The sequence below is a fragment of the Pedobacter sp. MC2016-24 genome (genome assembly GCF_015223055.1).
Lineage (GTDB): Bacteria > Bacteroidota > Bacteroidia > Sphingobacteriales > Sphingobacteriaceae > Pedobacter.
In genome coordinates this window covers 69,857-86,499 of the sequence record NZ_JADFBX010000001.1, presented here as the reverse complement: position 1 = coordinate 86,499, position 16,643 = coordinate 69,857, and the positions used below count along the sequence as shown (strand labels likewise).

Annotated in this window: 19 protein-coding genes, 1 tRNA gene and 1 other RNA gene; 6 read left to right on the top strand and 15 right to left on the bottom strand. The window is 39.8% G+C overall.

Annotated features, from left to right (window positions below):
- Nucleotides 1-81: 81 nt before the first annotated feature.
- Nucleotides 82-1,194 carry an acyltransferase gene (locus IM797_RS00390; RefSeq protein ID WP_194125114.1) on the bottom strand — a complete coding sequence of 371 codons (1,113 nt, stop codon included), beginning with the start codon at nt 1,192-1,194 and terminating at the stop codon, nt 82-84.
- A 242-nt stretch (nt 1,195-1,436) separates the two neighbouring features.
- Here IM797_RS00390 and IM797_RS00385 point away from each other — a divergent pair, with 242 nt between their 5' ends.
- Nucleotides 1,437-1,877, top strand: a complete 441-nt coding sequence (locus tag IM797_RS00385) for an SRPBCC domain-containing protein (RefSeq protein WP_194125113.1) — start codon at nt 1,437-1,439, stop codon at nt 1,875-1,877.
- 138 nt (nt 1,878-2,015) lie between these two features.
- Here IM797_RS00385 and IM797_RS00380 read toward each other — a convergent pair whose 3' ends face one another.
- Nucleotides 2,016-2,750, bottom strand: coding sequence for an SRPBCC family protein (locus IM797_RS00380; protein ID WP_194125112.1), 735 nt, complete (start codon nt 2,748-2,750; stop codon nt 2,016-2,018).
- A gap of 229 nt (nt 2,751-2,979) precedes the next feature.
- Between IM797_RS00380 and IM797_RS00375 the strand changes: the two genes are divergently transcribed.
- Together IM797_RS00375 and IM797_RS00370 are read left to right on the top strand one after the other, a co-directional pair.
- On the top strand, nt 2,980-3,300 hold the full coding sequence (locus tag IM797_RS00375) for a helix-turn-helix transcriptional regulator (RefSeq protein ID WP_194125111.1): 321 nt from the start codon (nt 2,980-2,982) through the stop codon (nt 3,298-3,300).
- A complete protein-coding gene (locus tag IM797_RS00370; RefSeq protein WP_194125110.1) occupies nt 3,297-3,794 on the top strand; it encodes an SRPBCC domain-containing protein in 498 nt (165 codons plus the stop codon). Before IM797_RS00375 ends, IM797_RS00370 begins: the two co-directional genes overlap by 4 nt.
- Before the next feature lie 34 nt (nt 3,795-3,828).
- Here IM797_RS00370 and IM797_RS00365 read toward each other — a convergent pair whose 3' ends face one another.
- The 7 genes from IM797_RS00365 to IM797_RS00335 all read right to left on the bottom strand — a co-directional run bounded on the left by IM797_RS00365 (nt 3,829) and on the right by IM797_RS00335 (nt 9,662).
- The gene (locus IM797_RS00365) at nt 3,829-4,908 is read right to left on the bottom strand and encodes a hypothetical protein (RefSeq protein ID WP_194125109.1); all 1,080 of its coding nucleotides are present in this window, start codon (nt 4,906-4,908) and stop codon (nt 3,829-3,831) included.
- Between the two features lie 374 nt (nt 4,909-5,282).
- Nucleotides 5,283-6,485 carry a sensor histidine kinase gene (locus tag IM797_RS00360; RefSeq protein ID WP_194125108.1) on the bottom strand — a complete coding sequence of 401 codons (1,203 nt, stop codon included), beginning with the start codon at nt 6,483-6,485 and terminating at the stop codon, nt 5,283-5,285.
- Between the two features lies 1 nt (nt 6,486).
- Nucleotides 6,487-7,467: an ATP-binding SpoIIE family protein phosphatase gene (locus tag IM797_RS00355; RefSeq protein WP_228098658.1), complete on the bottom strand. Its 981-nt coding sequence runs from the start codon at nt 7,465-7,467 to the stop codon at nt 6,487-6,489.
- Nucleotides 7,468-7,486: 19 nt separating this feature from the next.
- Nucleotides 7,487-7,900: an anti-sigma regulatory factor gene (locus IM797_RS00350; RefSeq protein WP_194125106.1), complete on the bottom strand. Its 414-nt coding sequence runs from the start codon at nt 7,898-7,900 to the stop codon at nt 7,487-7,489.
- Nucleotides 7,881-8,288, bottom strand: coding sequence for an STAS domain-containing protein (locus IM797_RS00345; protein ID WP_194125105.1), 408 nt, complete (start codon nt 8,286-8,288; stop codon nt 7,881-7,883). The genes IM797_RS00350 and IM797_RS00345 overlap by 20 nt, the downstream gene beginning before the upstream one ends.
- An 11-nt stretch (nt 8,289-8,299) precedes the next feature.
- Nucleotides 8,300-9,157, bottom strand: a complete 858-nt coding sequence (locus tag IM797_RS00340; protein WP_194125104.1) for an STAS domain-containing protein — start codon at nt 9,155-9,157, stop codon at nt 8,300-8,302.
- Nucleotides 9,158-9,440: 283 nt separating this feature from the next.
- A complete protein-coding gene (locus IM797_RS00335) occupies nt 9,441-9,662 on the bottom strand; it encodes a hypothetical protein (protein ID WP_194125103.1) in 222 nt (73 codons plus the stop codon).
- Nucleotides 9,663-9,967: 305 nt separating this feature from the next.
- On the opposite strand from IM797_RS00335, the gene IM797_RS00330 reads away from it, so the two are divergent.
- Nucleotides 9,968-10,468: a GNAT family N-acetyltransferase gene (locus tag IM797_RS00330; protein ID WP_194125102.1), complete on the top strand. Its 501-nt coding sequence runs from the start codon at nt 9,968-9,970 to the stop codon at nt 10,466-10,468.
- 70 nt (nt 10,469-10,538) lie between these two features.
- On the opposite strand, the gene IM797_RS00325 is transcribed toward IM797_RS00330, so the two are convergent.
- Both IM797_RS00325 and IM797_RS00320 read right to left on the bottom strand, forming a co-directional pair.
- Nucleotides 10,539-10,611, bottom strand: a tRNA-Lys gene (locus tag IM797_RS00325).
- Nucleotides 10,612-10,732: 121 nt separating this feature from the next.
- Complete coding sequence (locus tag IM797_RS00320; RefSeq protein ID WP_194125101.1) at nt 10,733-11,332, bottom strand: CBS domain-containing protein; 600 nt, start codon at nt 11,330-11,332, stop codon at nt 10,733-10,735.
- 269 nt (nt 11,333-11,601) lie between these two features.
- Between IM797_RS00320 and IM797_RS00315 the strand changes: the two genes are divergently transcribed.
- Nucleotides 11,602-13,032 carry an SDR family oxidoreductase gene (locus IM797_RS00315; protein WP_194125100.1) on the top strand — a complete coding sequence of 477 codons (1,431 nt, stop codon included), beginning with the start codon at nt 11,602-11,604 and terminating at the stop codon, nt 13,030-13,032.
- A gap of 42 nt (nt 13,033-13,074) precedes the next feature.
- Here IM797_RS00315 and IM797_RS00310 read toward each other — a convergent pair whose 3' ends face one another.
- A complete protein-coding gene (locus tag IM797_RS00310; protein ID WP_194125099.1) occupies nt 13,075-13,983 on the bottom strand; it encodes an AraC family transcriptional regulator in 909 nt (302 codons plus the stop codon).
- Nucleotides 13,984-14,034: 51 nt separating this feature from the next.
- Nucleotides 14,035-14,871, bottom strand: coding sequence for an alpha/beta fold hydrolase (locus IM797_RS00305; RefSeq protein WP_194125098.1), 837 nt, complete (start codon nt 14,869-14,871; stop codon nt 14,035-14,037).
- A 118-nt stretch (nt 14,872-14,989) separates the two neighbouring features.
- Between IM797_RS00305 and IM797_RS00300 the strand changes: the two genes are divergently transcribed.
- Complete coding sequence (locus IM797_RS00300; protein WP_194125097.1) at nt 14,990-15,520, top strand: HAD-IIIA family hydrolase; 531 nt, start codon at nt 14,990-14,992, stop codon at nt 15,518-15,520.
- A gap of 47 nt (nt 15,521-15,567) precedes the next feature.
- On the opposite strand, the gene fsa is transcribed toward IM797_RS00300, so the two are convergent.
- Nucleotides 15,568-16,227, bottom strand: coding sequence for a fructose-6-phosphate aldolase (fsa, locus tag IM797_RS00295; protein ID WP_194125096.1), 660 nt, complete (start codon nt 16,225-16,227; stop codon nt 15,568-15,570).
- A 138-nt stretch (nt 16,228-16,365) separates the two neighbouring features.
- An RNA gene (gene ffs, locus IM797_RS00290) (signal recognition particle sRNA small type) lies at nt 16,366-16,465 on the bottom strand.
- Between the last annotated feature and the right edge of the window lie 178 nt (nt 16,466-16,643).

Below are 16,643 nucleotides of genomic sequence, written 5' to 3'. Positions count from 1 at the left end.
AATGTTGTTATCAATAGTACTAAAGATATAAATTAGTAAAGAAAATCTTCTTTGTCTATGTTTACCACCTCGTAGATTTACTTAACCCAATTTTTTTCTCAGCCATTTGCGGGCTGGCTCATCATACCATTTCAAACTAACATACGCCAAAATAATGCTGCCTATTAAAATTGACAGTGCATAAGGCCAGGCTTGTGCAATGGTAACACCCTTGTGATTGCTGATCCAGGCGACGTAAAAATATACCAGGGGATAATGCACCAGATAAAGCGGATAAGATATATCGCCTAAGAATTTGCATAACCTACGTTCACGCTGAGTATGTATTGTCCCACTTGCCCCAAGATAAACAATGAGTGGAAAAAGAAGGATGATACATATTGATTCATAGACCCCATTCATCCAAAGATGTTCAGCACCACCTATTCGCGGCATGTACAACACCAGCGCAACCATAAGGCTACACCATAAAAAGGCGTGCTTAATGCGGATAGGTTTCGTTATCCTTGAAAGCAGCAAACCTGCAAAGAAGGGGTACATTGTACGTGTAATGCCTACACGTACTTGTTCCACGTTCAGTGTCCATCCGCCACTAACATCTCCGTTTGGGCTGGTGATGGCTAAATGAGCGAGCGCTATAGCCGCAATTAGTACCAAAATACTTAATGCTATTTTTGAAAACTTCCTGATGCCGATAGCATATAGAATATTGGCAATGTATTCGAAGAACAATGACCAACCTACGCTGTTGAGCGGGTGCATTTCTTGCCATCCCCGTATATCCATTGATAAAGGAACGGGCAAAACTGTATAACCGATAAGCATCACCAACAGCATTTTCCATAGAGGAATGGTATGGATGAGGGGCCAGATCGTTGAATCTGTAAAATAAAACCCGATTGCCCCGAGACTCATGCCCAAAACCACCATGGGTTGAAGCCGTTCTAACCGGCGCTTAAAGAACGTGCTGATGGACATTTTATGCCAACGATCATCATAAGCATAACCAATCACAAAGCCAGACAGCAGGAAGAAAAAATCAACTGCCAGATAACCGTGGTTAACCAGGATATCCAGATGCCCGGTTCCCAGAGGCTCTGTCAGGTGAAAGGTTATCACAATAATGGCTGCTACACCTCGCAGTCCATCCAAGATCGGGTAATGTGGCTTTACCGAAAGGGCTGTATTAGTCATTTACTGTGTTTAAGTTGCAATTGATAGATCAGTAAAATTAAGTAAATACCAAATTTGCATTTGGCCAAATCGTATCAAAATTCATACAATTAGTCTCATTTTCTTTCTAAATGTAACATAGGTGTGAACGCTCATTTCTCTGCCGCAATTGACCCGTTTTAATGTCGTTTTTACACAGTTGTTCTTTAATGATTAAAGGGTATTTTTATGTCATCATTTTTATCATCTATAACCAGATCGCCATGAAAAAACTAGAATTCAGCATCACGATTGATGCCAGCCCCGAACAAGTTTGGGATATTATTATTGGAAAAGATACTTACAGCCAGTGGACCGCACCATTTGCGCCAGGTTCAAGTGCCGAGACAGATTGGAAAAAAGGAAGCAAAGCTTTGTTTCTGGATGGTAAGGGACATGGGATGGTCTCAAAAATTGTAGAGAGCATTAGGGGTAAGTTCCTTTCTATTCAGCATTTGGGAGAAGTTAAAGATGGCATTGAGGATCCAACTACATATCAGGGTGAGGAGTGGGGAGACGCATTGGAGAATTATTTCCTGAAAGAAGTTGATGGAAAAACAGAGTGGCGGGTGGTTATGGATATGAATGAGCAGTATGCCCAATATATGGAAAAAACATGGCCGATAGCGCTAGAAAAAGTAAAAGAATTGGCTGAAAGGCATTAATCATTAGTTCGTATCCATTTCTTGTAAAAGTAAAGGAAACAATTCGATTGAAAGCTTAACCACACGCCCTGGCTTGTGGTCAAGCTTTCAATAAAAAAAATTAAATCTGCTGAATATAATCTTAACGATTAGGATTACTTATAACGCAAGTCCCGCATATTGTTTAAAATCAGTCTCTTCAGCATAAGCTTTGAAACGTTGGATATCTTCACGGATCATACGTTCAAATATGCCGTTAAATAAAGAGGTTACTCCTCGGCCAACACTTCCTGCTGGTGGAAAGTAATCAATTTCGATGTGCAGTTCGGTACCTGTACCATTTAAAGTTTCTTTGAACTCCACTTTGCCAGCATTGTCGATCATAGAGCCTTCTAACGATTGCCAGCCAAGGTATTCACCTGCTTCTTCACGTGTAATTTCAGCATTCCAACTCAGGTCTACCAGTCCTCCCGGAGTATTGGCTGTCCAAAGGGAAACTTGATCACCAACTTCTTCTACACTTCTCAGGTGTTCCATAAATTTGGGAAGGTTGGACAAGTCTCTCCAGAAATTATATACTTTGTCGATTGGGGCGTTCACCACGATGTCTTCAGTGATGTTAATGGCCTCTGGATCGGTGGTGTCTTTGTCTAAGTATTTGTAGACTGGACATATGCCTGTTGCTCCACGATACAACATCAGTCCCCCAGCCGCTGCACCCTGGAGTCCAAGGAATGGATGTTTGCCTATTTTTTTTAGACTTTTGTAAAGTAGCCAGGTTCCTGCCAGCAGGGAAACGACTCTTTCTCCCTGATCGATGTTTTCTTTTCCTGTAGTGGATAACCCGAAGCTAGCCAGGCGATCCGTAATTTGATTGCTCAATTCGTTTTTCATGTGTATCAGATAATATTGTGATTGGTTATAGATGTTTGCTTTAGAACAACGTCAATATGCTTTAGTTTTAATGATTTAGAAAAATTGCCTTGATCCGCGGATAAAAGAGCTGGATTTTTATCCATGTCAATTTTCCCCAACAGTAAAAAAAATTAAGAAACATTTGCGAAACTGAAAGGTTGCATATATATTTGCAACCGATTAGTTTCTTAATTAAATCTTTAAACAAATGAGGCGAGACGTATTTCAAGCTATTGCGGATCCAACAAGACGGGCTATTATCGCCTTAATAGCACTGCAGGCTATGACACCCAATGCCATTGCGGAAAACTTTAATACAACTAGACAAGCAGTATCAAAACATTTACGCATTCTTTCAGAATGTGATCTTGTAAAACAAGAGTACCAGGGTAGAGAAATCTACTATACGCTTGAAATTGAAAAAATGAAAGAAATAGATAAATGGTTAGACCAGTACCGAAACATTTGGGAGAGCCGGTTTAACCAATTAGACAACGTACTACTAACTCTTAAAAAACAGAAAAAATGAACAATTTATTATTTGATTTTACCGTTGACAAGGCAAAAAAAACGGTATTTGTAAACAAAGAATTTGATGCTGACCTTTCGCTGGTTTGGGATGCTTTTACTAAACAAGAAATTCTTGATCAATGGTGGGCACCAAAACCTTGGTCGTCGAAAACAAAAGTGATGAATTTTGAACCTGGCGGACGAAGATTTTATGCCATGGTAAGTCCGGAGGGAGAGGAGCATTGGTCGATTCAGCAATACACTGCTGTTACTCCAAAAACCAATTTTAAATATTTGAATGCTTTTGCAGACAAAGATGAAAAGCCTGATTTGCCAGGTTCTGACTGGGATCTCAGCTTTAGCGAAGAAAATGGAAAGACAAAAGTGAGTATTACAATTAAAAATGATTCGCTGGAGCGTATGGAAAAAATGATTGAAATGGGTTTCCAAGGAGGATTTACCATGACATTGAATTTCCTAGACGAATTATTAGCTACTTTATCTAAAAAATGATTTCCGCTTGGAATTTTAGCAGTTTAACTGAAGATTAAAGGAACTTAATCGCATTGAGATCAATCGTATACACTTCCTTTCTACTGTCTTCGTCGTATATTACCTCCAGGCGTCCGGAGGAAATGAACCTGATGGTTTTATTACACCCTGTGACACAGCTCTCAATAAAAATGGGAAAGAACAGTTTCTTTTGTTTATCGAAACCCAGTAGGTTTCCTCTGAAATACGAGCTGACTAGGAACCGGTTATCTTCTATGGTTACTGGTTCCCCATTTTTTTGTTCGGTGAATTTCATGAGATCGTCCTTATAATAGGTACTGTAAATTGTGTCTGGGATTCCAGAATGCCCGTTGGCAAGGTGGTTATCAGCTTTGTTGTCCTGATCCCATTTCAATTCGTAGTTTTTCATGTGCCTGGGATTTTTTTCCGCCGCTGTCTCGGTTCTGTAAATCAATTTGCTTTTCCGGGCATAAGCATACAAGATCGTTTTAATCTCCGGAACACTTTCCAGGGCTTCGTTTTCTAGAAAAGCACCATCGATGCAAACCTCGCAGCGTAGTGAGGGTTCGCCTTGATATTGTAAGATGTAATGCTTTTTTGTGCTTGGGTCAATTAAAATAAAATTGATTGTCCTGGAAGTAATTGCCTGGCCTTTGAAAGATTCTTTAATGGTGAGCAACTGAAATGCTTTGCCATTTATCTTCTGGTTGGTCAAACTGCTTGAGTCGATTTCCGTATAGGTGAATTCATTAGTTAGTAGGGTGTCAGTTTTTAAATCTTTGCCGCTAACAAATTGGGCTACAACTGTGTTTGTATCTCCATCCAGAAAATACTTATCATGCGCCGAAGCGTGAAAAGCACCTATGCTAAACTGATCGCCACCCTTCAGGGAAACGGTGTAAATCAATGTTAATCCATCATCAAGCGAACGTAGAATGGTATTGCTTTGTGACCTGCTGTTGGTTGTATCTCCAATCTGAACATTCTTATTTGAATTGCTGGTATTTCCACAGGAACACAGAAACAGTGCTGAAATCAATACGACCGCCATTTTCTCAAAAAGAAGAGGAGCCAGGGCAGTTGTTTTTACTGAGGTAGTTTTGAAAGGTTTCAATATATGTTATCTGATTTAAGGTTTTATGCTTATAAAGTAACAAATACTTCATGCGGTATTTTAAAGAGAATGACTATCATCCTTCTGTTTTTCATAGGAATTTTTCTTTTATAACAATGTTTTCATCTCCCTTGTTTTACATCATTGGTTGTTTTCGGCATATGATTTTGAGTGATTTTTTAACCCTATTGGCATTAAAAATTTAAATTAATCACCATCGGCGCTGATCGGGGCATGAATATGGCAAATTTGTTTGTGAAGACTAATGCTGACGCACTTTGACCAGGCAAAGAAGCAGGCGCGCCGATCCCTTCATTATCTTCTGCTAAAAAAACTGCATTTGTTTTGTATTTTGCCTCTGTTCTTAAATCGGATTAATTTTTGCCTGGTGTAATTAGGGGAATGGTGAAATGGAAGGCTGAACCTTTTCCCTGTTCACTTTCAACCCAAATCTTCCCGCCGTGGCCATTGATGATTTTGGAGGTGATGTACAGCCCCATTCCAAGTCCTGGGTGGCTGTCTGTGATTTCTTTGTTCCGGTAAAATTTCTCAAATATGCGTTCCACATTTTCTTCAGACATACCTATTCCCTTGTCAATGACAGCAATTGTGATCTGTTCCTGGGCTAAGGTTCCTGTTATTTTGATAGCTGAGTTTGGTGTGGAATACTTGGATGCGTTTCCAATCAGATTGGTCAGTACCTGTTCCATGCGTAGTTTGTCAAGATTGACTTCCGTTTCCTCGCAATTGTTCCACTCCAGTTCATTTCCTGGATAAACATGTTTGAGTACAGACAGAACCTCACCTACAAATTGATTAATTTTAGTAGGTTCAAAGTTGTATTGCAGCTTGCCATTTTCAACTTTGGAAACGTCCATAAGCTGGTTGGCCAAATAGCTTAGTTTATTGGTTTGTCCGTTTAACCTGTCTATGATTTCATTGGCTTTGTCGCTGCATTCGGATCGCAGCATTTTGAGCATTTGCGCGTAGGCTTTAACAATGGTTATCGGGGTTTTGATTTCGTGACTGGCAATGGAGATGAATTCGTTTTTCTTTTCGTTGATTTCTCTTTCCCGTTTGATTTCTATTTCTTGTTCTCCGGTAATTTTATGGAGTACGCTGTTTTTGTATTTGATTTGTTCGTAAGCGTTGATGGGTTCTTCTGTTTCAAAAAACGCTTTAAGTAAATTGATTTTTAGCTGATCCAGTTTGAGGAATCGGGGAAGGCCGATGCGCATGGTAATGAAATGATCTGTACCGGAGCTACTCATTTCAAATTCTGGAACCAGTTTTTGTGCGTAGTAAAACCCTTCATCAGATTTGGTTAATCGGGCTTCGCTGTTAAAGATGATTTGGGCCATCAGGCTGAAGCGGGGGATGGCGCCGTCTATATAGATGTTCAACAGCCCGTTGTTTGTGTAATCGATGACAGTTCTGGCGACTTCAGACACAGCGGTTGCAAAGGTGGTTTGGGTGGCGATGGTGAGGCCGAGTTTTTCTGCGACTTTCATGGATCTTTTATGGGCCAACACCAGGTCCATCTCGTTTTCAAGCGATATGGTAAGAATTTCTGTCATCTTAGTTAATTTTAATGATGATGATGGACATGTCATCGGTTCTGCGTGCCTGGTCTTTGTAGAGTGCCGCGCATAGAATTGATGGGTCACATTTTTGAATCATTGGATATTTACTCATTTCCCATCTGGTTTTGATGCCGTCTGAACATAAGATCAACTGGTTGTATTCATCGCTGTTGTATTGCTGGTCATTCATGCTGCCGGGTATGTTGTGCCCAACTATTCCGTTGTAGCTCATGTGGTTTTTGCTGGTGCCCGGGCCAAGCCATCTTGCGGCGATGTTTCCAATGCCTGCTGAGCTCCAACGTTTGTTTTCGATGTCGTAGTTTACGACGTTTGCAACCATGCCCCGTGTTTTTTTAATAGAACTGTGGATGAATCTCAAAGTTTCTGTTGGACTAGTGTCCGGAAATACCCGGAACGAGGCTGCTGCTTCATTGATGGCTTTGTTGGCTTCCGGGCCGTGGCCGAGTCCGTCGCATAGCATGAGCTTGATACCGTTTTTGGTTATTTTGTAAATAACGCCGTCGCCGCTGGTGGTTTCTCCAGGTTTTGAAAGTACAAGCGGGCGGATAACTATGGCTGAGTTTTTTTGTGGTTTGCCTTTGACGTAAATCCGGCTGAGTACAATGGTTCCCCATCCAACCTGGGAGTAGATGTCGAAAGTGTCTGATAAGCGTTTGATGCTGCCCAGACCGTGTCCCATGGTGTTGCCTGTAGATACGCCATCGACCAGCATTCTGGTTGCATTGTGCATTCCAGGGCCTGAATCGATACAGATGAGTTCGATGTAGGGGGCATCGCCGTTTTGGATGGTACCGAATAGGATTTCACCGCCTTCACCGTATTTAAATAGGTTACTGGTGAGTTCGGCGACGATGATGTCCAGCTCGGAAATCCTTAATTTACTTAGGCCCGCATTTTCAGCCAGGCGATGTATGTCTTTTTTGAGTATCGAAAAATAGCTTCTGTCGTTTGCCATGAAGCTGATATGTGTTGCATCAACCATTGGCCCATTTTAAAATCATCACTGTGGTTCCTTCTCCTACTTTACTTTTCAAATCGAATTCATTGACGAGTCGTTTAGCACCCGGGAGACCGAGTCCCAGACTTCTCCCTGTTGAGTAACCGTCTTTCATGGCAAGGGATAGATCGGGGATACCGGGTCCTTTGTCGGTGAAGGTCAGCCTTACGCCGTTGTCTCTGCCTTTTGAAACAATTTCGATCAGGCAGAAGCCACCACCGCCATAGCGCAGCATGTTGCGCAGCAGTTCACTGGCAGCTGTGATGAGCTTGGTTTGATTGACAAGTCCCATTTTGATCTTAACTGCCACTTCTTTTACACGGTTGCGCAATAAAACGACGTCTTGTTCCCTGATGACTTGGATATTATCTTTACTCAGTGAGATAATCATCGTCTTGTTCTTCTTCGGGTTCCTCTTCGGTGGTGCCGATCATAGATTTCAGAAGATCCATGCCGCGTTCTACATTTAGTGCGGTATGGACGCCTTTTAAGGGGAGTCCAAGTTCTATAAGTGTAATGGCTACAGCAGGTTGCATACCGACTACTACGGTTTCAGCATCCATGATTTTTGACATGCTTGCGATATTTCCGATGATGCGACCCATGAAGGAGTCGACTATGGATACAGCGGAAATATCTATTAAAACACCTCTTGCATTGGTTTTACTAACCATTTGCACCAAATCTGCTTCCAGGTTTAGCGCCAGCCGGTCGTATAGATCTACTTGTATCGTGACCAGCAGGAAGTTTCCCATCCTAAGAATAGGAATTTTATCCATAACAGTATATTTTAGTTTTTAGTGATTGTTGTTCTCTTAACTTCCAGCCTGAGCACTTTAAACGCATAGGCGAGGGCCGTTGCCAGACTTGCTTTGGTAATGATGTTGGATAGGTCAATGCCAAGATGCACGACAGTTTGCGCGATTTCTGGTCTGATACCACTAATGATACATTCTGCGCCCATCAGTCTGGTTGCACTTACTGTTTTGATCAGGTGTTGTGCCACTAGTGAATCTACGGCAGGTACGCCTGAGATATCCAGGATGGCGATGCTGGAACCTGTTTCTACGATCTCCTGAAGGAGGTTTTCCATCACGATTTGAGTTCTGGAACTATCCAGTGTTCCTATGATAGGTAGGGCAAGAATGCCATCCCAAACGCGGATAACTGGTGTGGATATTTCGGCAATTTCATCTGTTTGTCTTAAGATAACTTCTTCGCGACCTTTGATGAACGTTTCAAAAGTGATAATACTAAGGTTGTCCATTACCCGACTGATCTTACTGGATTCTTCGAATAGTGTTTTAGCATCCGCGATTTCTTTTTGTAGAACGGTTAATAATGCGTCTTTTAGGGAAAATACAAACCGGCCTGTTTCTCTTGGACTAAATCCTTGTCTTGCCCTGGTAATGGCAATTCCGCCCAGAATTTCTATCACCGGATTCCAATTGTCGCCGTCCAGATCTTCCATGTCGTCAGAGGTCAGGTTATTAACTAGTGATGAAATGAGTTCTTCTGACTGAGCTCTCAGGTCTTCATTGCTGATCAGGTCTTCACGAAGGCCTTCATCTGCCAGTTGGTTTTTCATCCAAAGCTCAAGGATGTTTTTTTTTTGTTTTTGTAGCAATTTGTGCGAGTTAAATGACATGTTGAATGACAGGTTAAGGTTTTAATCTAGACTCACCAGACGTGATTATTTATTAGACTCGAAAGGTATGAATATGGTTTTGTAAAAGGAAATTTTATAAAAAATAAACAAAATACCTGGAATGCTACTAAGAGCCTTTTTTTGTTTGCTGATTATTAGCGATTTAAGACTGGCAGATATATGGGAAATGAAAGCTATTTGGTGTTGGAATCTGGGCTGGATGATTTATGAGCGGATCTTATTTTATTTACCCGGGAACTCCCCTGGTAAACTAGCACATTTTTTATGCTGGATCGTCGTCCGGATTTTCAAATTTTGCTTTTCCTTCGGATGTCTTTTCGTTTTTTGATCCTTTGCTGTGCTCATCTTTGAGGTGGTCTTGGTCTTCTGTTTGTTTATCGAGGTTGGTGCCTTCACCGTCTGCAAATTTGGTTTCTCCAGGTGTATAAGTGTTGTCCTGACTTTTGCTTTTTTGCTGATCTTTTGATTGCTGATTGTTTTCCATAGTGATGTTATTTTTTGTTTTATAACACGGGTACAATGATTATGTTTCTGAATTTCTTACAGCATATGGCTGTATTTTTTTTCAGAACTCTGATATTTCTATCGACTGAAGTCGGTTTAAAGTTTGGCTGGCACCTATTTTCACATCGTATTGCGATAGTTTAATGGGGTGCGAAGAGATTTTCCAGGCTAAAAAATCGCCAATAAATAAAAAAGCATTTTTCTGCGCTTAGGTTTAAGCATATTTAGGGTAATTTTGACCGAAGGTCCCTTAGCGCATCGCATGCACTTGATATTAGACAACATATGGAAAATAGTTATTTAACGACAAGGCTTGTAATCAATAAATTAAATTTAGCTGACCATCAATTTATCATGCAGCTGGTCAATACTCCCGAATGGATAAAATTTATTGGCAACAGGAACATAAATACAGCTGAGGACGCCAAATTATATATTCAAAAAATAATTGACAGCTCCGATGTGAATTATTGGGTTGTAAAATTCAAAGAAACAGGTACGCCAATAGGTGTGGTGACATTCATTAAACGTGATTATCTGGAATATTATGATATCGGTTTTGCCTTTCTATCAGAATTTGGTAACAAGGGATATGCTTTTGAGGCGACGTCGGCTGTATTAAATTGTATGGGAAAAAGCCATGCTCATCCCCGCATTCTTGCAACAACAATAAAAGAAAACATAAATTCCATAAAACTTTTGAAAAAATTAGGTTTCCAATTTGAAGGAGAAATTGATAATGGTAAGAATGAATTGTCTTTGTATGCTGTCGATTGCTCGTCTTAGAAAGCTCATAAAAAAAAAGCCTGCAATCAACTGACTTGCAGGCTTCTATACGTTTTGTTGCTATTCTCTGTGATCCCGCTGGGATTCGAACCCAGGACCACTACATTAAAAGTGTAATGCTCTACCAGCTGAGCTACGGAATCGTTCCTTTTTTAAAGGACTGCAAAGGTAGAAAAAAAAATCACATTCCGTTAATTTGCACACAATATATTTGAATATTTATCACCTAAAACCTATAAAAAGCTGATAAATAACACTATAAAATTACTTGACATCCGCAATTCGTTGAAGAGCGATCAATGCACTTTGTAGATCAAAGTTTAGCCTGTGATAGCGTAAACTCTGATCAGGATTGTCCATGTCAATAAATTCGAGTAAATTTTTTAAATATATAATTCCTATACATTTACCGTTATCAAAAACAGGTAAAGAATCATCATGATGAGTCGTCATCAATTCAATCGCCACAAAAACCAACTGTTCAGCGTATAAGCAGCGGTTATCTTTTAGAAGCGAAGTATGAAACCATTCTGGGTTAATCACTGTTCCTATTTTCATATTTCCCGCTAAAATCTGATCTTCAAGATACGGCGGATCATTGAAAATACAAAGATTTGAATCCTTATTTAAAGTTAGGTGAATGTCAGTTTTTGGGTTGACAAATATTTCAAGTGTAGTGAAGGTATAATTGGAAAAACGGAACTGTATACGTGCAAATCCAAAAATGCGTTTAATAGTACTGGTGCTGATGTATCGGTTTGTAGCTGCATGAATCTGCCTTGCAATGTTCGAACAATCCCTGGGAGTAATGACTTTTAAACCAGTTTTTATGAAAATTTTTAGTTTTAGCTCCTCTGAAATCATTAAGTATCGGCAAATTATATTCCATAAGCCACCGACAGTGAGGAGCGTACAGGATTAAACCTTAACGACAGCTTTTAAGTGTAAAGATAATGCATTGTATCAATAACGCAAAAAATATTAAAATATAGCAAACTACACCTCATTAAATAAAACCGAAGCCATTTACCGACCTGAAGTATTTTATGGTGTAGAGGTAAAAAATACTGGTTTAGCGTAATTACAGCGAATTGCGTAAGTTAGTAGAAATAAACAAAATTATTCCTCAAAAGATGATTATACTGCTGACTGGTGCTACAGGTTATATTGCGCAAAGACTACTGCCAGTTTTGCTGGAAAACAAACATCAGATTATCTGTTGCGTGAGGGATAAGAACCGATTTGATCAGTCGAAATTCGGTGGAACAGGCATAGAGATCATAGAAGTGGATTTTATGAAAAAAGAAACACTTCAGAATATACCTACCCATATCGACGTTGTGTATTATCTGATGCACTCTATGTCGAATGCCAAAGATGATTTCTCTAAAGCAGAATTGATCACAGCGACAAATTTTAAAGAGCGTATAGCAGCTACACATGCAAAACAAGTCATATTTTTAAGTGGGATTGTAAACAGTGTACATTTATCAAAGCACTTGAGTTCTCGTTTAAAAGTAGAACAGACGTTGAAATCGGATAGCTATGCGCTGACTACCTTGCGTGCAGGAATTATTGTTGGATCGGGTAGTGCAAGTTTCGAAATCATCCGGGATCTTGTAGAGAAATTGCCTGTGATGATTGCCCCAAAATGGTTAAATACAAAATGCCAGCCTATTGGAATCGGTGACGTTATCCGCTTTCTTGCTGCTGTCATGTTCAAAAAATACACTTTTAATCAGGCTTATGACATAGCCGGACCGGATGTGATGACTTATAAACAAATGCTATTGCGATTTGCTAAGGTACGTGGACTTAAAAGGAAAATTTTCACGGTTCCGGTTATGACACCAAAATTGTCATCGTATTGGCTTTATTTTGTGACGTCCACTTCATACCCACTTGCCAGCAGTTTAGTAGAAAGCATGAAAGTAGACGTAGTGGCCGAACCCAATGACCTGGCTGAAAACCTGCAGATCCATCCTATAAATTATGAGCAGGCTATTGAATTGGCTTTTGGCAAAATTGAACAAAACCAGGTGATATCCAGCTGGCGTGATGCGATGAACAATACAGCCTATAACAATGGATTTAGCAATCTGGTTGAAGTACCGCAACGTGGTTGTTTCAAAGACATTCGCAAAATGAAAGTGGACGATACAGAAAGGGTACTTGAAAACATCTGGTCTATTGGGGGAGTAACCGGTTGGTATTATGCAAACTGGCTTTGGGATATCAGGGGTTTTCTGGATAAATTATTTGGAGGCGTTGGACTACAACGGGGAAGGACAAGTTTAAATGCGCTGGCAACTGGAAGCGTGATTGATTTTTGGCGGGTAATTTTAGCAGATAAAAAAGAAAAGCGTCTGTTACTTTACGCTGAAATGAAATTGCCCGGCGAGGCATGGCTGGAATTCAAAATAGATGAACAAAATATACTGATCCAAACAGCGACTTTCCGGCCACTCGGAATATCGGGGCGGCTATACTGGTACTCCGTATTGCCTTTTCATGCTTTTATTTTTAAAGGCATGATTCGTAACATCGTAAATAGCAATAAATAGGACGTGTAGGTTCTAATACATGCAAATGAATAATTATAAAAATCAAACAATCAGATTTCTCAATTCATTGGGTGAAGCTCCAGTATTTTTTTTGAAAAAATTGGTAAAATAAGCAGGGTATTCAAAACCAAGACTATAAGCAATCTCTGACACATTCCAGCTGGTATGCTGCAATAAAGCTTGTGCCTCAAGGGCAATTCTTGCAGCAATGTGTGCAGTGGTTGTCTTGCCGGTAATTTCTTTCACCGAACGGTTTAAATGGTTGACATGAACGGATAAATTTTGCGCATAATCATTGGCTGTTTTTAATTTTAAGGCCGATTCTGGCGTATCAATTGGGAATTGCCGTTCTAATAATTCAAGAAACAGGGAAGTGATACGTGAAGAAGCATTACCATGTTGTTCAAACTGCGCAACTGGCCTCATTTTCATTGCTTCATGAATAATCAGGTGCAGGTAATTTCGAAGCATGTTGTATTTGTGCGCATATTCTGAATTGATTTCGCTCAGCATTTTCTTGAAGATGACCGACAATTCATTTAATTGCTGAGGATCGATAAAGAAAACTGGATTACCGCCTGTTTTAAACAAAGGTGAGTTCTGTAAAAAACCTTTTTTTTCATTGGGTTCTACAAATGATTCAGTAAACAGGCAGAACCAACCATCCTGGGTTTCCGATTCTCCTTCCCAGGAGTAAGGGATCATTGGATTAGAAAAGAGTAGGGCGGGCTGGTCAATTTGAATCCATTTATCAGCATAATGGAGTTTACCTGAACCAATAATCAAAGATACTTTATAAAAATCACGACGACTATAGGGACTTATTACCGGACAAGATGACCTTTCAAAAACATTAAAATGCCCGGAACCGGCATTGTTCACTGATAAATCAAATCCATTTGCCTGAGGTACACGCGCGTAAAATTCCTGAATGCTTTCCGTTTGTTTCATAACTAAAGTTATAAAAATCAAACGGAAAACAAAGATCAGGGAATTGTTAAATTATGTCTTTTTAAGGAAATTGATCAGCAAATGATTCAATTCTGTCTTATGTGTAACGAAAAGTCCGTGAGGTGCACCCTCTATAACATAGTATTCAGCATTAGGAAGTAAGGAAGCTGCGAGTTCGCCAGTCGCCTTATGGGGAACAACCTTATCATCATCACCATGCACAATCATTACAGGAATGGTAATGGTGCTTAGATCGGTTCTAAAATCTGTTTCAGAAAAAGACCTGACACAATCAACTGTTGCTTTAGGACTGCCCACCACAGCCAGCTGATGCATCCATTGCTGGATTTCATGGCTTACCGGTTTATTCAAGACACCTTCGCTAAAGAACTGCTTACCGAAGTCGGTAAGAAATGCAGGTCTGTCATTCTGAACATTGGCAATAATGCCATCAAAAACTTCCAAAGGCACGCCTTCTTCATGATCTTCAGTCTGTAGCAGCAACGGCACTACTGAACTGACAAACACGGCTTTTTCCACTTTAGAAGAGCCATACTTACCCAGGTAACGTGCAACTTCGCCACCACCCATTGAAAAGCCTACAAGAATAACATTCGACAAATCCAGCGCTTCAATAACGTCATTTAAGTCGGCAGCGAGCGTATCATAATCATAACCAGACCATGGCTTATCTGATTGACCGAAACCACGCCTATCGTAAGCAATACAACGGTAACCGGAATTCACAATTGCCGCGACCTGGTATTCCCACATTTCGTGTGATACTGGCCAGCCATGAATTAAGATAACGGGCTGTCCGGATCCCAGATCTTCAAAAAATAGATTTACGGATTGATTATTGTTTGGATTTTTTTTGATATATGGCATAAGATTAGGATATGTTTGTTGTGATAACAACAGCCTACCCGGTCATTTGTTTAAGAAAAGCCTACAAATCTGGCGATACTAATTTTATATCACCATATTTGTTTCATAAAATTAAAGCATGAATAAAGCCGTATTTCTAGACCGTGATGGTGTCCTTAATCACGAAATGAATGATTACATAACTAAGGTAGAAGATTTCAGTATACTGGAATATCAGATCGAACCTTTAAAAAGATTATATGATGAGGGATTTATGCTCATCATCATCACCAACCAGGGTGGTATCGCTCAAAACCGTTATACGGAAGAGACTTTAGCTGAAATGCATGATTTATTAAAACTCAAATTTGAGGAACAAGGTGCAAAAATTACGCATGCTTATTATTGCAAGCATCATCCAACAGTTTCCGGAGATTGCGATTGCCGCAAACCAAAATCTGGGATGCTGTTAGAGGCAATAGCTACATATGACATTGATCCTGAACTTTCAGTGATGATTGGAGATAAGCCGAGAGACGTTGAAGCTGCAAATGGAGCAGGAGTGAGGGGGATTTTGATTGCTCCGGATGAACAGATTGATTATAACCTGGTTAAATCTGTATTGGCTGGCAATAAGTTTCAAAATTCAACAGCCGGGGCCTTAAATTAAAGGCATAGAAATCTTCATCCCGCAATTTGCGGGATGAAGATAAAATATTATTTTCCAGACGCTTTAGCATGGTCGGCTAAAAATGTAGCCAAACCGCTGTCTGTAAGTGGATGTTTCAATAAAGCAGTAATAGCAGACAATGGAGCTGTGATTACATCAGCGCCTAATTTTGCACAACTTACAATATGCAATGGTCCGCGGATTGAAGCAGCTAAGATTTCTGTTGGATAACCGTAATTGTCAAAGATCAAACGGATATCTTCGATCAATTGTAAACCATCGGTAGAAATATCGTCTAAACGACCTAGAAACGGAGATACATAAGAAGCTCCTGCTTTTGCAGCCAATAAAGCCTGACCTGGAGAGAATATCAGGGTACAGTTGGTTCTAATGCCTTTTGATGATAAATATTTGATTGCTTTAACGCCATCTTTAATCATCGGAACTTTCACAACGATCTTTGGATCTAATTTAGCAAGCGCTTCACCTTCTTTAATGATTTCATCATAAGTAGTCGAGATTACCTCAGCACTAACATTATCATCTACAATTGCGCAAATGGCTTTATAGTGAGCGATTACATTCTCGTCGCCAGTGATACCTTCCTTAGCCATTAAACTTGGGTTGGTTGTCACCCCGTCTAAAACACCAAGGTCTTGTGCTTCTTTTATCTGATCAAGATTAGCTGTGTCAATGAAAAATTTCATGTTGTTTAATATTAGGAATTGGTTAATGAGTATTTGTCAATTAAAATAATGGCCTAAATTAGGGATTTAGATTGAGCTCTTTAAGAAAAATGTAGATTATCAATCGAATTGCCATTTTTTCTTTATGGAAAAAGAAAAAATGGGCAAGCACCTTTTATCGCACCGCTACAACCTTCTACCCTTGCTTCGTTCCCGCCCTGGGGGAGTTCAAAAGGAGCTGATCGTAAAAGACTTGCCCGCCACAAAAGTAGCAAAAGAGTTTAAACTACAAAAAAGAAAATCACATTTATTTTGGTTTTTTACACCGAAAAAAGTTAAATACCTGATGTTAAATTGATTGAGTGTGTAAATATTTTTTTCTTCTGACAAACCAGAATTGGCAGTCTTTTAAGAAAAATAAATGGGCAATACAGAAT